Origin of the sequence: Pseudalkalibacillus hwajinpoensis (assembly GCF_015234585.1) — a bacterium.
In the GTDB taxonomy this organism is placed as follows: Bacteria; Bacillota; Bacilli; order Bacillales; family Guptibacillaceae; genus Guptibacillus; species Guptibacillus hwajinpoensis_B.
In genome coordinates this window covers 1,392,983-1,405,714 of sequence record NZ_JADFCM010000008.1, presented here as the reverse complement: position 1 = coordinate 1,405,714, position 12,732 = coordinate 1,392,983, and the positions used below count along the sequence as shown (strand labels likewise).

The 12,732-nt window shown below is 39.1% G+C and carries 14 protein-coding genes and 1 riboswitch; of the genes, 1 reads left to right on the top strand and 13 read right to left on the bottom strand.

Going from position 1 to position 12,732, the window contains the following annotated elements:
• Window positions 1–371 precede the first annotated feature (371 nt).
• The 5 genes from IQ283_RS18970 to IQ283_RS18950 all read right to left on the bottom strand — a co-directional run bounded on the left by IQ283_RS18970 (window position 372) and on the right by IQ283_RS18950 (window position 3,697).
• Window positions 372–509, bottom strand: a complete 138-nt coding sequence (locus IQ283_RS18970) for an anti-repressor SinI family protein (RefSeq protein ID WP_242057390.1) — start codon at window positions 507–509, stop codon at window positions 372–374.
• Window positions 510–534: 25 nt separating this feature from the next.
• Window positions 535–623: riboswitch (cyclic di-GMP riboswitch) on the bottom strand.
• Between the two features lie 488 nt (window positions 624–1,111).
• The gene (locus IQ283_RS18965) at window positions 1,112–1,426 is read right to left on the bottom strand and encodes a thioredoxin family protein (RefSeq protein ID WP_194221634.1); all 315 of its coding nucleotides are present in this window, start codon (window positions 1,424–1,426) and stop codon (window positions 1,112–1,114) included.
• A gap of 183 nt (window positions 1,427–1,609) precedes the next feature.
• Window positions 1,610–1,801, bottom strand: coding sequence for an L-histidine N(alpha)-methyltransferase (locus IQ283_RS18960; RefSeq protein WP_194221633.1), 192 nt, complete (start codon window positions 1,799–1,801; stop codon window positions 1,610–1,612).
• Window positions 1,798–3,084 (bottom strand): ergothioneine biosynthesis protein EgtB, encoded by a 1,287-nt coding sequence (gene egtB, locus IQ283_RS18955; RefSeq protein ID WP_194221632.1) that lies wholly within the window; start codon window positions 3,082–3,084, stop codon window positions 1,798–1,800. The genes IQ283_RS18960 and egtB overlap by 4 nt, the downstream gene beginning before the upstream one ends.
• Window positions 3,085–3,487: 403 nt before the next feature.
• Window positions 3,488–3,697: a glutaredoxin family protein gene (locus IQ283_RS18950; protein WP_194221631.1), complete on the bottom strand. Its 210-nt coding sequence runs from the start codon at window positions 3,695–3,697 to the stop codon at window positions 3,488–3,490.
• 104 nt (window positions 3,698–3,801) lie between these two features.
• Here IQ283_RS18950 and IQ283_RS18945 point away from each other — a divergent pair, with 104 nt between their 5' ends.
• The gene (locus IQ283_RS18945) at window positions 3,802–4,497 is read left to right on the top strand and encodes a Crp/Fnr family transcriptional regulator (RefSeq protein WP_322098503.1); all 696 of its coding nucleotides are present in this window, start codon (window positions 3,802–3,804) and stop codon (window positions 4,495–4,497) included.
• Between the two features lie 75 nt (window positions 4,498–4,572).
• On the opposite strand, the gene IQ283_RS18940 is transcribed toward IQ283_RS18945, so the two are convergent.
• From IQ283_RS18940 to argF, 8 genes are all read right to left on the bottom strand, one after another.
• On the bottom strand, window positions 4,573–4,779 hold the full coding sequence (locus IQ283_RS18940; RefSeq protein ID WP_098443633.1) for a hypothetical protein: 207 nt from the start codon (window positions 4,777–4,779) through the stop codon (window positions 4,573–4,575).
• Between the two features lie 111 nt (window positions 4,780–4,890).
• A complete protein-coding gene (locus tag IQ283_RS18935) occupies window positions 4,891–6,006 on the bottom strand; it encodes an aminopeptidase (RefSeq protein WP_194221630.1) in 1,116 nt (371 codons plus the stop codon).
• A 104-nt stretch (window positions 6,007–6,110) separates the two neighbouring features.
• The gene (aldA, locus tag IQ283_RS18930; RefSeq protein ID WP_194221629.1) at window positions 6,111–7,559 is read right to left on the bottom strand and encodes an aldehyde dehydrogenase; all 1,449 of its coding nucleotides are present in this window, start codon (window positions 7,557–7,559) and stop codon (window positions 6,111–6,113) included.
• Window positions 7,560–7,632: 73 nt separating this feature from the next.
• Entirely contained in the window at window positions 7,633–8,502 is an 870-nt protein-coding gene (locus IQ283_RS18925) for a patatin-like phospholipase family protein (protein ID WP_194221628.1), read from the bottom strand.
• 122 nt (window positions 8,503–8,624) lie between these two features.
• The gene (locus IQ283_RS18920; protein ID WP_194221627.1) at window positions 8,625–8,762 is read right to left on the bottom strand and encodes a hypothetical protein; all 138 of its coding nucleotides are present in this window, start codon (window positions 8,760–8,762) and stop codon (window positions 8,625–8,627) included.
• A 321-nt stretch (window positions 8,763–9,083) separates the two neighbouring features.
• The gene (argH, locus tag IQ283_RS18915; RefSeq protein ID WP_194221626.1) at window positions 9,084–10,466 is read right to left on the bottom strand and encodes an argininosuccinate lyase; all 1,383 of its coding nucleotides are present in this window, start codon (window positions 10,464–10,466) and stop codon (window positions 9,084–9,086) included.
• Between the two features lie 12 nt (window positions 10,467–10,478).
• Window positions 10,479–11,690 (bottom strand): argininosuccinate synthase, encoded by a 1,212-nt coding sequence (locus tag IQ283_RS18910; protein ID WP_194221625.1) that lies wholly within the window; start codon window positions 11,688–11,690, stop codon window positions 10,479–10,481.
• A gap of 70 nt (window positions 11,691–11,760) precedes the next feature.
• Complete coding sequence (gene argF, locus IQ283_RS18905) at window positions 11,761–12,729, bottom strand: ornithine carbamoyltransferase (RefSeq protein WP_194221624.1); 969 nt, start codon at window positions 12,727–12,729, stop codon at window positions 11,761–11,763.
• Window positions 12,730–12,732 lie beyond the last annotated feature (3 nt).

The window sequence follows — 12,732 nt, the reverse complement described above, 5'->3', positions numbered from 1 at the left end:
CCTTTTTTCTCAATCAATATAAAAAGCTCCCAATCCATGGACAAAAAATGTCCAGGGACGAGAGCTTATGCACCCGCGGTTCCACCCTAGTTGATGCAAATAAGGCATCCACTTTGAGAAACGTAACTCCAGACTGCCGTTTCATCAGACCTCGTTCGGGCTTCCACCGTCCCCGAATCGCTAAAATCAAGGTTATTCTGACTACTATTTATCCTTCATAGTTAGTATGGTTTATGTATGCAATTGATATGACATATGATACAAAAAATATTGCCCTAAAGTCAAGGATTATTCATTTCACACCGTATTTGCTTTCATCAAAGCTTATCACAAAAAAACGACCTTATAGGTCGTCATGCATTTATGTATATTCATAGATGTCGGTTTTTGTGTTGTCTTAAGAATGCCTGTACCTCTTCTTTCTTCAATCCAAGTTCCCTGGCAGCCCTCATGAGAATAACCCATTCTTGATCAAGTACCTTCTTAGGCTTAGGTTTAGCCATGGTCATTCTTTTCTCCTCCTTCATGGGTTTTCCAGGAGGACCAGCCGTCATCGTTGGCGAACCAACATTAGACCTGTGTCTTTGCGTCCCACCCTTTAGGATGGTTTGCCCTTGTCTGGAGAATTCAGAAATGACACATTCCGACCATAAACTTACAAAACACACAACTTTTTAGTGAATCGATGCGATTATCGAGAAGTTTGACGTTATATGCTACTAATATACCAGTTATTCGATGAAAATTCAAAATATTTTTAAGTTTTCATTTCTACTTCTAACATCCTACGATTTCACTCATATCCTAACTGTATTCCCTGAATATATTTTTCGCAAAGGAAGAGTGATATGCATAGAAATCACATTAGTACCGCTTGGAGCGGTAAACATGTTGTACTACTTCGTTGTGAACCCATCTCTAGCACCGTAAAAACCATGTATAAAAGTATTCATGCCCCAACAGAACCATTACATCCACGTTGTAGTGAGACACTCTCTACTTACCTTAGCATTGGATATACAGTTGCATTTGTTCATTCATTAATCGACGGGTCCATTGAATATGTTCTAACAAAATAAGAGAAGGTTGCCTTCGCAACCTTCTCTTTTATTTAAAATTGACTTAAATATTCTTTCACCTGATCTGGATTTTTGGTATTCGCACTATGCAAGTGACCAATCTTTTTGCCGTCTTTATAGACAAGAAGGCTCGGGATACCCATGACATCATTTTCCTCTGTTATTTCAGGGAATTGTTCAATATCGATTTGAGCCCATTGTTTTTCATGATGAGCATTCATTATATCATCAATAAAAAAGTCAAGACGCTTGCAATCCGGGCACCAGTTTGCTTCATATTTAAGAATGGATACGTCATTATTGTTAATGAATGACTGATAAGAATCAGCTGTTTCAATCTTCTTCATGATTATCTCTCCTTCACCTATATCTTCATTAACAATTATATCGAAATAATCATTGAATGTCTGTAAGAAAGCTTACGTTATTTCACACTAAGATAGTGCAAACTGAAAAGCTGTTCTTGATCGGTCCATGTTTTCATTGGTGTGAAACCTGAATTCTCTGCTAACAGTTTAAGTTCTTTAAGACTATGTTCGAGTCGGATAATATTCTTCTAGCTGTGTGATTTCTTCAAATAGCTCTGATCCATATTGATCATAAAGAAATTTAGGCTCAAGCTCCTTATTGGGAGCTGTCAGCCCCTTTAAAACTTCTTGAAGTCGATCAGATTGTTCTGATAAGAAATCAACTAGCTGAATACTTTGCGAAGTTTTTATCATAGCTCATCATCTGCAAGACGAATGCCGGTAAATTGCCAGCGTTTATCTGGACCAAAGAAATTTCGATAAGTCGGACGAATATGAGATACGGAGGTAACACATGATCCGCCTCTTAGAATCATCTGACTGCTCATGAATTTTGCATTATACTCACCCAACGCCCCGTCAAGCGGTTTATTACCAGGGTAAGGCATATAAGGACTTTTCGTCCATTCCCACACATCTCCATAGGCTTTTTTTATTCTACCTTCATTTTCCTTGACCGATGCGACGGGATGATAGATGCCATCTTCAACAAAATTACCCGCAATCGGCTGATCGCGAACTGCAAGTTCCCATTCGGACTCAGAAGGAAGTCTTTTACCTACAAAGCTTGCATATGCTTCAGCTTCGTAGTAGCTAATATGTGTAACAGGTTCTTCTATATTTAGTGGAACTAACCCATGAAGCGTAAAGGTATACCACTCCCCATCCTTTTCAACCCAATGCAACGGTGCTTGCCAATTTTCTTTCTTTACTGTTGCCCAACCATCTGATAACCAGTAGGTCGCTTCTTTATAACCACCAGCTTTAATAAACGCAAGATATTCCCCGTTCGTTACTGTTCTAGTCGCTAACTTAAATGGCTCAAGCCAAGATTTATGTATTGGACGTTCATTATCAAAGGAAAAACCATCATCTTCATTTATACCCGTTTCAATCAGACCTCCCTCAAACGAGATCCACTCTAATGGTGTAGCTTTTTCTTTAGAATTAACCTCAAGTGAACGGTAGACGGGTTTCAATGGATTAATGGAAAAATTATATTTAATGTCTGTCATTAAAAGCTCTTGATGCTGTTGCTCGTGATTCAATCCGATTTCTACTAAATCAGCAACCTGGTGAAGTTTACTATCGTCAATTTCTTGAATAAGAGTAACCATTTCTTCATCAATATCAGATCGATAGCTTCTAACTTTATCTATACTTGGCCTGCTCAGCAAACCTCTTGCATGGCGAGGGAAATAACTTCCTACACTTTCATAGTACGAGTTAAATAAGTATTCGAATTCTTCGTGAAATGACTTGTAGTTTTCACAGTATTCTTTCAGAATAAACGTTTCAAAAAACCACGTTGTGTGTGCCATGTGCCATTTGGGAGGACTTACATCTGGAATCGATTGAATAGTGAAATCCTCCGTTTCAAGTGGTTCCACTAAGGTGTTCGTCATTGTGCGTGTTGCTTCATAAGCATGAAGCAATTGTTCTCGTAATTCGTTTAATTGAATGGATTGTTGTACCATAAGTTCCTCCCCAAAATCTTAATAATGTATGAACACCAAATTTTACCCTTGCTTCAAATAAATTAAACATTAAAAGACATTTTCCTGTTTCCAAGAAAACATTTAAAATATCTTATGCCCCTTTGTAGTTAGGAGAATGCCTTCTGAAGCCAACAATTGCTTTTCTCTCACTTTAGAAAAGTATTTGCAATTTCAAGAGTTTCTCTAGTTGATTATGTTTCAATATGACGGTTACATGCCTTTATCGCAAAAACTAAAAAAACATGTGAAAACACAACCCTTTTCAATACCTAATGCGACTGAATCTATCATTGCCGTATAAAGGATTGGAGGATGTGAATTTAACATAGCATCTTTAATAGGTGCTCTACATTATGCCTCTCATCCTCTCATTATTGCTTGGCTATTCAAGGTCTTCTAAAGAAAGAGCTTCTTTTCCACCTACAAGAAAGGGCACATTGAATTCCCCAGCGACCTTAATGAGTTCATCCTGTCGATCTGGCTGTTCCATTAAATTAACTTCTTCAAACGGGATGTTTTTCACCATAAGATGCTGTTTCATTTTATAGCAATCGATACAACTTGTAATCGTAAATAACGTAACCTGTTCCATGTTAGACTTCTAACCTCCTAACATAGTTGAGTATAAGTGATAAAATAGGTAAAATGATGTAAGCTAAATTACGGAGTACAACTACTTTGACATGAATGAAGGTGATGAAAATAGATAAATTAACAATGTTATCTCAGATCAATTTATTTGAAGAACTCGAAATGAATGATTTAATGCAAATTGATCGCGTAAGTGACATGCAACCTTTAAAAAAAGGAACAGTCATATTAGGACCCGAAAACCCGATGAAAGCCCTCTTCCTTTTAAAAAAAGGAACGGTACGTCTCTATCGCTCAAACGCTGCAGGAAAACAATTAACTGTTGACCTTCTAGGAGACGGTAACATATTCGGTGAAACATCTAGTTTCTCTCTCAATGATGATTCCGTATATGCGGAAGCCATGTCTGACGTATATGTCTGCGTCATCGGAAAAGATCAATTTGAAGAACTTATTTCCGAAAACCCCAAGCTCGCCATAAAATTCATTGAAATTCTTTCTTCTCGTTTAAAAGAAATCTATGAAATGAGTGAAAACCTGGCGCTCAGGAGTGTAAAATATCGAATCCTATCGCTTTTAATGAAACTCAGCGAAAAATTTGGTAAAAGAAAAAATGAATGGCAAACCATTGATATTAAGTTAACGCATTATGATATCGCTACGATGATCGGGTCCACAAGAGAAACAGTGAGCGCCACGATTAGCGAACTTAAAAAAGCTGGCTACATAAAAAAAACGCCGCTAACATTTGCGATCCATGCAGAACAGGCAATATCCTACATGGAAGAAAACGGCGAATAAGAAGCAGAGACATCAGATATCCTCTTCACAAGAAAAGACGCTAAGTTTCATTAGCGTCTTTTCTTGCCCCTCGATCTAATTTGCAGTTTTTCCATCTGAGTCTTTCTGGTTATCCTTTTTTCCTTCTAGTTTATCCCACTTAATCGGTCTATTGAGATTTAATTTTTTTTTCAAGTTCAATAAACAGTTGAAATGACCAACATACCATTTATCGAACTTCACCATATGAATGGTTTCCCAGTCTCTCATCTCCTTCGTACATCCATCACAATGTATTTCCATTGGAAGGCACTTCCTGTCTTAAGTAGTTTTCTTTATTTATATTCAAAGAACTGAAAATGTGATTGGTCATCTGTACGAAAAAAACGCATCCAATGGATGCGTTTCTCTTCTTTATTTTAGATTCTCTGGATTTAACACTTGAAGTGCTTCAGGGACAAACTTGCCATCTTTGCGAATTAACTCATCATCAAACCAGATTTGCCCGCCACCATATTCCGGGCGTTGGATTAAAACAAGATCCCAATGAACGGAAGAATCGTTGCCGTTTGGTGCTTCATCATAGGCTTGTCCTGGGGTGAAATGGAAAGATCCATCGATTTTCTCATCAAAGAGAATATCTTTCATTGGCTCACGAATGAAAGGATTGACGCCGATAGCGAATTCTCCGATATATCGTGCACCTTCGTCCGTGTCGAGAATTTGATTAAGTCTTTCTGTATCGTTTGCAACTGCATCAATCACTTTTCCGTTTTCAAAAGTAAGCTGGACGTTTTCAAACACAAAACCGTTATAAGGAGAAGGTGTATTATACGTAATAACGCCATTGACGCTATCTTTTACAGGTGCCGTAAATACTTCTCCATCAGGTATGTTAAGTTCACCCGCACATTTTACAGCTGGAATATCTTTAATAGAAAAACTTAAATTTGTATCCGGGGAAACGATTCGGACTTCGTCAGCTTTGTTCATACGCTCAACAAGGACATCCATTGCCTCACTCATTTTTGCGTAATCCATTGTACAAACATTGAAATAGAAATCTTCAAATGCTTCTGTACTCATACCTGATAGCTGTGCCATTGATTCATTAGGATATCTCATCACAACCCATTTCGTATGTTTCACACGTTGGTTGCTGTGAACTTTTGTTTTGTAAATCTGATTATAGAGAGCCATTTTCGCTTCAGGAACGTCAGAAAGTTCATTAATGTTCTCTGAACCCCGAATGCCAATATATGCATCCATTTTCTCCATTTGATTTAAGTCGATTTCAGCCCATTCTGTTATTTGTTCTTCTGTGGCATTCATCAATAGCTCCCGAAGAATTTGATTATCTCTTAAATTCACATGAGGAAAGCCCCCTGCTTTATGTACTTCTTTTACAATGCTCCGCACTAACGAATTATTCACATCAAAGGCTTCAATCAAGACATGTTCACCTTGTTGGATTTTTGTAGAATACTGCACAAGTTTCTCTGCAAACTCTATAATACGAGAATCAAACATATTCTCCCTCTTTTCATCAAATTAATATTCTTAACCCTTTCTATTATACGCTCTAGACCGGAGTTTCTTCAAACATTAGAAAACCGGGCATATGCCCGGTTTTCTTATTTGATATCTTGATCGTACTCCATATAGATTACGTGTGTCTTAAGATATTCATTAAGACCATGTTTACCATCTGCACCACCGATACCTGATTGTCCCATACCTGCATGGAACCCTTGAACCGCTTCAAAGTTCTCACGATTCACATAGGTTTCACCATACCGAAGGACGTTCGATGCTTTCATCACTTCGTGCATGTTATCACTAAAGATCGATGAAGATAGTCCATAATGAGTATCGTTAGCCATTTCTAGAACTTTGTCAAAATCGCTATATACAACAATCGGTAAGACTGGTCCGAAAATCTCTTCTTGGATAACGTTCATATCCTGGGATACATCAGTAAGAACAGTAGGTTCAAAGAAAAAGCCTTTGTCCCGATCTACACGCTTCCCACCTGTTTTCACAACAGCACCAGCTTTCACTGCATTATTCACCATTTCTTCGACAGAATCGATTTGCTGTTTGTTCGCAAGTGGACCAATGTCACATCCATCTTCGTTTAAAGAGTCCCCTACTTTTGTATTCTTAAAAGTATTAGTAATTTTCGAGATGAATTCTTCGGCTACATCTACATGCACATATACACGTTCTGCATTTGTACAAGCCTGACCATTGTTGGTTATACGAGATGTCGTAATCTTCTCAACGGCTAGGTCAACGTTCGCATGTTTTGTTACGATCGCTGGCGCTTTACCACCAAGCTCAAGGTTCACTTTTGTAATGTTTTTAGCAGCCGCTTCCATTACTTTTGAACCAGCTGGATAGCTTCCCGTTAAGCTAATCATTTGTACGTCTGGTGAAGAAGCAAGTGGCGTACCAATGTCTGAACCTTTACCAGTAACTAAGCTAAACACTCCTTTAGGTACGCCAATTTCATGGATAATACTTGCTAGCTCACATGCTGTATTTGGCGTATATTGACTTGGCTTAATAATAATCGGACAGCCTGTGACAAACGCTGGGGCTACCTTTCGAGCAAAGATAAACATTGGGAAGTTCCATGGCACGATACCGCCAACGATTCCGATCGGCTTTTTGAAAACAAGAATATTCTCATTCGGGCGATCACTTGGGAGTACTTCTCCTTCGTATCGTCTTGCCCAACCTGCCATATAGCGGAAGTAATCAATCGTTAGGTCTACTTCTGCCTTTGAAGCATCTACTGTTTTACCATTTTCTTCAGTCAACATGTTAATAAAAGCTTCTTTTTTCTCTTCTACTTTATCGGCAATCTTATATAAGTATTCAGCTCGTTCAATTGAAGGTTTCTTTTCCCAATCTCTCTGGGAAGCTTTAGCAGCTTCAATTGCACGCTGCACGTCATTCTCATCACTTTTCGGAATTCTTGAAATCACTTCTTCTGTTGCTGGATTGATCACTTCGAGCATTTCTTCTGAATGACTATTTGTAAATTCACCGTTAATGTATAGTTGATAGCTTTTCACTTGAAAGACCTCCTACATAGTGTTGGAGAACTGTTCCCAAGTTAGCTATATTCTTAAACATATGATCACACATTCAAACAGTTTCTTTCGCTAACTCCCTCTTTTCAAGCCAAGCTTCTAGTTCTTTATGATGCCTTTTCATCTCTTCATATCCTTGATTGTATAAAGTCGTGAGACGAAGCTGTGACTTTTCTATCCGTGCTACTTCAAGAGGTGTTGAAGGTTGAATGATAAAATAATTCTCCCGATTTGCTTCTATATGATCAAGTGTTTGATTGTAATGAATATATCGCTTTGTAATGGCTTGTGCGAGCGCAGGATTTTTCCGATAAAGACGTTGAATCATCCATGATAACTTTGATTTCTGCTTTCGATATCCTTCATTGCGGGTCAAAACGACTACATGACTTTTATTGCCATCGACTTCCGATTTTTGAACAGGGATCGGATCTGTAATACCGCCATCCAGGTGAAAACGATTATTAATTTGAACGGGCGGGGCCATGAATGGTAATGAGCTCGATGCTCTTAGAATCGAAAGAATCTGTTCACCATCATCTTTCTTATTAAAATAATAAGGTTTCCCGGTAGAGATATCTGTTGTGCCAATAACAAATTGCTCAGTAGCATTCTGAAATGCATCAAAATCGAACGGTACATGAGTAGAAGGAATTTCATTAAAGATTAAATCCATACCAAACAGCTGTTTTTTACGAAATAAATTCTTGTATGAAATGTATTCGGGATGATTCACATAATCAATAAGTACTTTGCGATTCCTTCCATTTTGCCTTGAGAGGTATGAAGCTGCATTACATGCACCAGCAGATACGCCAATCACATAAGGAAAATACAACTCGTGCTCCATCATATACTCTAAAACGCCTGCCGTATAAACGCCTCTCATCCCTCCGCCTTCTAGTACAAGACCTACTGAATTCATTTAAAAGTCCCCTTTTCAATCATCTATATTTAATTTTACTGGAGTTGGAAATGAACCTCAAGAAAGCAAGCTTAGTTTCTCGTCAAAAGTAAAAAGCTCCCTGCAATTGCAGGAAGCTTACTTTATTCTTCGCGTTCTTCATTCTGAATTGTTTTATGCCCTGTTGATGCTTCGTGAGGGAACTTTGTTTGATCTGCTGTTTTCGGTCGTTCACGTTCCATTCCTTTTTTCTTATGATCAAATGCCTTTCCTCGGCCCATCTTACCCCTCCTTTCACCTCTTCGTATTCTCCCACTTACGGAAAAAAAGTATCCGAAAAAAGTTTGAATGGGCATGTATAGAAGCAGATGAAAGTGGCCATGATAATTAGTGAAGAGGGAAGAACAAAAGTGCATAAGGAAAACGGAAGCTTTTAAGGAGATGGTCGCGTTGAACTACTCTGTTGGTAAAACAAGGCTCTAACAACTTTCATTAGAAAGAGGTGTCTCCAAAAGACAACTACCGTTCTACCCCATCGCTTGTTTAGCAAACGCTAATAACTTCCTTCTTCATGAGGGTCTTATCCTTTCGGATAGGGCCCTTTATGCATTCTCTTTCACATGCTGATGAGCTAAACTAATCTGAATCGCGATTTGCTCTGGTGACGTACCTCCATAGCTTTTTCTTGCGTTCATCACATTAGCAGGCTTAAGCACTTCAAAAACATCTTCTTCAAATAATGGCGTAAATGATTTAAATTCTTCCATCGTAAGATCAAGTAAATATTTCTTTCTTTCGATACCATAAAGAACAATCTTTCCTATGACTTCATGCGACTCACGGAACGTCATTCCTTTGTTAACAAGGTAATCCGCAATATCAGTTGCATTAGAATAATCTTCATTAACGGCTTGCTTCATGTTTTCTGTCTGTACAGTCATTGTTTCAATCATAGGCGCCAAAAGTTGAAGAGCGCCATCAAGCGTCTTAGCTGTATCAAACATGCCTTCCTTGTCTTCCTGCATGTCTTTGTTATAAGCAAGCGGTAGTCCTTTCAATACCGTTAACAAGCTAAACAAATTCCCATACACACGACCTGTTTTCGCACGAAGAAGTTCAGGAACATCCGGATTCTTTTTCTGGGGCATAATACTCGATCCCGTACAGAAAGAATCGTCTAGTTCGATAAATTGGAATTCCTGACTGCTCCAGATCACCATTTCTTCCGACAAACGGGACATGTGCATCATAAGCATGGAAGCATTTGAAAGAAACTCAACAATAAAATCACGATCACTAACAGCGTCCATGCTATTTGGATAAACGGCGTCAAAACCTAACAGTTCTGCCGTGCGATGGCGGTCAATCGGAAAGGTTGTTCCAGCTAGTGCGCCTGCACCAAGCGGTAACATACTCGTTCTCTTTAAGCTGTCTTGAAATCTTTCCTTATCACGTTCAAACATCCAGAAATACGCCAGCATATGATGGGCAAATGATACAGGTTGAGCACGCTGCAAATGTGTATAACCTGGTAAAACAGTTTCAACATGAGATTCAGCCTGGCTTAGAATCGCCTGCTGAACCTCTTCGATGTGTGAAATAAAATGGTTAACCTTTTTAATAAGGTACATATGCATATCCGTTGCAACCTGGTCATTACGGCTTCTACCGGTATGCAGCTTTCCTCCAACAGGTCCTATTTCATCAATGAGTGCTTTTTCAATGTTCATATGAATGTCTTCTTGAGATACATCGTATACAAACGTTCCATTCTGAATGTTCTCAAGAACAACAAGTAAGCCTCGCTTGATTTCTTCCATGTCAGAGGAACTAATTACACCACATTCACTAAGCATCTGAACATGGGCCAGACTGCCTTCGATATCTTCTTCTGCTAGTTCTTTATCATACTGGATCGAAGCTGTATATTCTTCTACAAGCTTATTCGTTTCTTTCGTAAAGCGTCCACCCCATAGCTTAGACACACTAACATCTCCTTATTGAGTTACTTTTTGCTTCTTATGAACTTCCGCATTCACTTTTGTAGGTAATCCCCATAGTTTAATGAATCCAACTGCAGCGTCATGATCAAAGAGATCACCTTTAAGATATGTTGCAAGTTGTTCGTTATAGAGAGAGTTCTCTGATTTACGTCCAACTACTGTGTTTGACCCTTTGTGTAATTTAAGACGAATCTTACCACTTACTACTTTCTGGGTTTCGTTAATGAACCCTTCAAGCGCCTGACGAAGTGGTGAATACCATAAACCATCATAGATCAGTTTTGAAAGCTGCTGATCAATCGTCGTTTTGAACTGTGATACTTCACGCGTATGAGTTAAAAATTCCAATTCTTTGTGAGCGTTAATTAAAATGAGTGCTCCTGGGTTTTCATATACTTCTCTGGATTTAATTCCAACGAGACGATTTTCAATATGATCAATACGTCCAATACCGTGGACGCCGCCAATTTCATTTAACTTCTCAATAAGATCAACTAGCCCCATCTTTTGGCCATTAAGTGCTGTTGGGCAGCCTTCTACAAAATCAATTTCAATGTATTCCGGCTCATCAGGTGTTAGGTGAATTGGTGCTGTCCAATCGAATGCGGCTTCTGGAGCCTCAGCCCACGGATCTTCAAGTACACCAGCTTCACATGCACGCCCCCAAATGTTGGCATCAATTGAAAATGGATTATCAAGTTTAACAGGAACCGGGATCCCTTTTTTTTGTGCGTAAGCAATCTGTTCATCACGCGTCATTCCCCATTCACGAACAGGAGCGATCACTTTCAAGTCCGGATTCAACGCTTGAATCGATACTTCAAAGCGAACCTGATCATTTCCTTTTCCTGTACATCCATGTGCCACTGCCGTAGCTCCTTCACGTTCAGCCGCTTCAACTAGAAGCTTTGAAATGAGGGGACGTGACAGTGCTGAGGATAGCGGGTATTTCCCTTCGTATAATGCATTTGCTTTTAATGCTGGTAAAAGATAGTTCTCAGCAAGAAGTTCTTTCGCTTCAATCATATAAGCTTTTGAGGCACCCACATTCAGTGCCTTTTCCTTGATCGTCTCTAGATCTTTCCCTTCACCTACATCAAGTCCAAGAGCAATAACCTCGTATCCATATTTTTCTTCTAACCATTTTATCGAAATGGAGGTATCAAGACCTCCGGAATAAGCAAGAATGATTTTCTCTTTTGCCATGTCATCCACTCCTTATCTTTGTATTAATATCTATGATAACGTATATTTATTCAAATTGCACGAAAAAAATTTAACTTTTTAATAAAAGTTTCAAAAGTGCTTTTTGAGCGTGGAGACGATTCTCTGCTTCCTGGTATACAACTGAATGAGAACCATCAATAATTTCCGCTGTAACCTCTTCTCCTCTATGCGCTGGAAGACAATGCATAAAGATGTAATTTTCATCAGCATTTATGCATAACTCCTCATTCACCTGAAAGGGTTCGAAAACGCCCTCACGTTCAGCTTGCTCGTCTTCTTGCCTCATACTCGCCCAAACATCGGTAATCAAAACATCCGCATCCTTAGCAGCTGCAAGGGGATCAGCGGTTACCTCAATGACCGAACCATTTGCTTTTGCTACTTCGTTCGCTTTCGCTACGATCCCTTCATCTGGTTCATAACCTGCTGGACAGGCGATCGTGAAATTCATGCCCACTTTCGCTGCCCCTTCAATAAGTGAATGAGCCACATTGTTCCCATCTCCAAAATAAGCTGCTTTCAATCCACTTAAATGACCTTTATGCTCGATAATCGTAAGTAAATCAGCAAGAATTTGTGCTGGATGATGTGTATCTGTTAAGCCGTTAATAACGGGAACTGAGGAAGCTTTGGCAAAACGTTCAATCGTCTCATGGCCAAACGTTCGAATCATTACTCCGTCAAGGTACCCTGCTAGCACATTAGCGGTGTCTTCAACCGTCTCGCCTCTTCCAAGCTGGATGTCTTTCGAACTAAGAAACAAAGCATGCCCACCAAGCTGAAGCATTGCTACTTCAAATGATACACGCGTTCTTGTTGATGACTTTTCGAAGATCATCCCAAGCACCTTTCCTTTTAATTCTTCATGAGGAATTCCTTCCTTTTGTAGCTTTTTCAATAGTTCAGCTTCTTGCAAAAGATAATGAATCTCCTCACTGCTAAGTTCAGCGATCGTTAGAAAATCTTTCCCTTTCATTCCTTCTGCGATTTCATTTTGCGTTTTTACCGACTGCATCATTCA

Coding starts and splice junctions, on each gene's coding strand:
- IQ283_RS18940 (WP_098443633.1), bottom strand. CDS start 4,779: ATGGAAATACATTGTGATGGATGTACGAAGGAGATGAGAGACTGGGAA.
- egtB (WP_194221632.1), bottom strand. CDS start 3,084: ATGGTACAACAATCCATTCAATTAAACGAATTACGAGAACAATTGCTT.
- IQ283_RS18950 (WP_194221631.1), bottom strand. CDS start 3,697: ATGGAACAGGTTACGTTATTTACGATTACAAGTTGTATCGATTGCTAT.
- IQ283_RS18920 (WP_194221627.1), bottom strand. CDS start 8,762: ATGGGCCGAGGAAAGGCATTTGATCATAAGAAAAAAGGAATGGAACGT.
- IQ283_RS18910 (WP_194221625.1), bottom strand. CDS start 11,690: ATGGCAAAAGAGAAAATCATTCTTGCTTATTCCGGAGGTCTTGATACC.
- argF (WP_194221624.1), bottom strand. CDS start 12,729: ATGATGCAGTCGGTAAAAACGCAAAATGAAATCGCAGAAGGAATGAAA.
- IQ283_RS18945 (WP_322098503.1), top strand. CDS start 3,802: ATGAAAATAGATAAATTAACAATGTTATCTCAGATCAATTTATTTGAA.
- IQ283_RS18965 (WP_194221634.1), bottom strand. CDS start 1,426: ATGAAGAAGATTGAAACAGCTGATTCTTATCAGTCATTCATTAACAAT.
- IQ283_RS18960 (WP_194221633.1), bottom strand. CDS start 1,801: ATGATAAAAACTTCGCAAAGTATTCAGCTAGTTGATTTCTTATCAGAA.
- IQ283_RS18925 (WP_194221628.1), bottom strand. CDS start 8,502: ATGAATTCAGTAGGTCTTGTACTAGAAGGCGGAGGGATGAGAGGCGTT.
- IQ283_RS18970 (WP_242057390.1), bottom strand. CDS start 509: ATGACCATGGCTAAACCTAAGCCTAAGAAGGTACTTGATCAAGAATGG.
- IQ283_RS18935 (WP_194221630.1), bottom strand. CDS start 6,006: ATGTTTGATTCTCGTATTATAGAGTTTGCAGAGAAACTTGTGCAGTAT.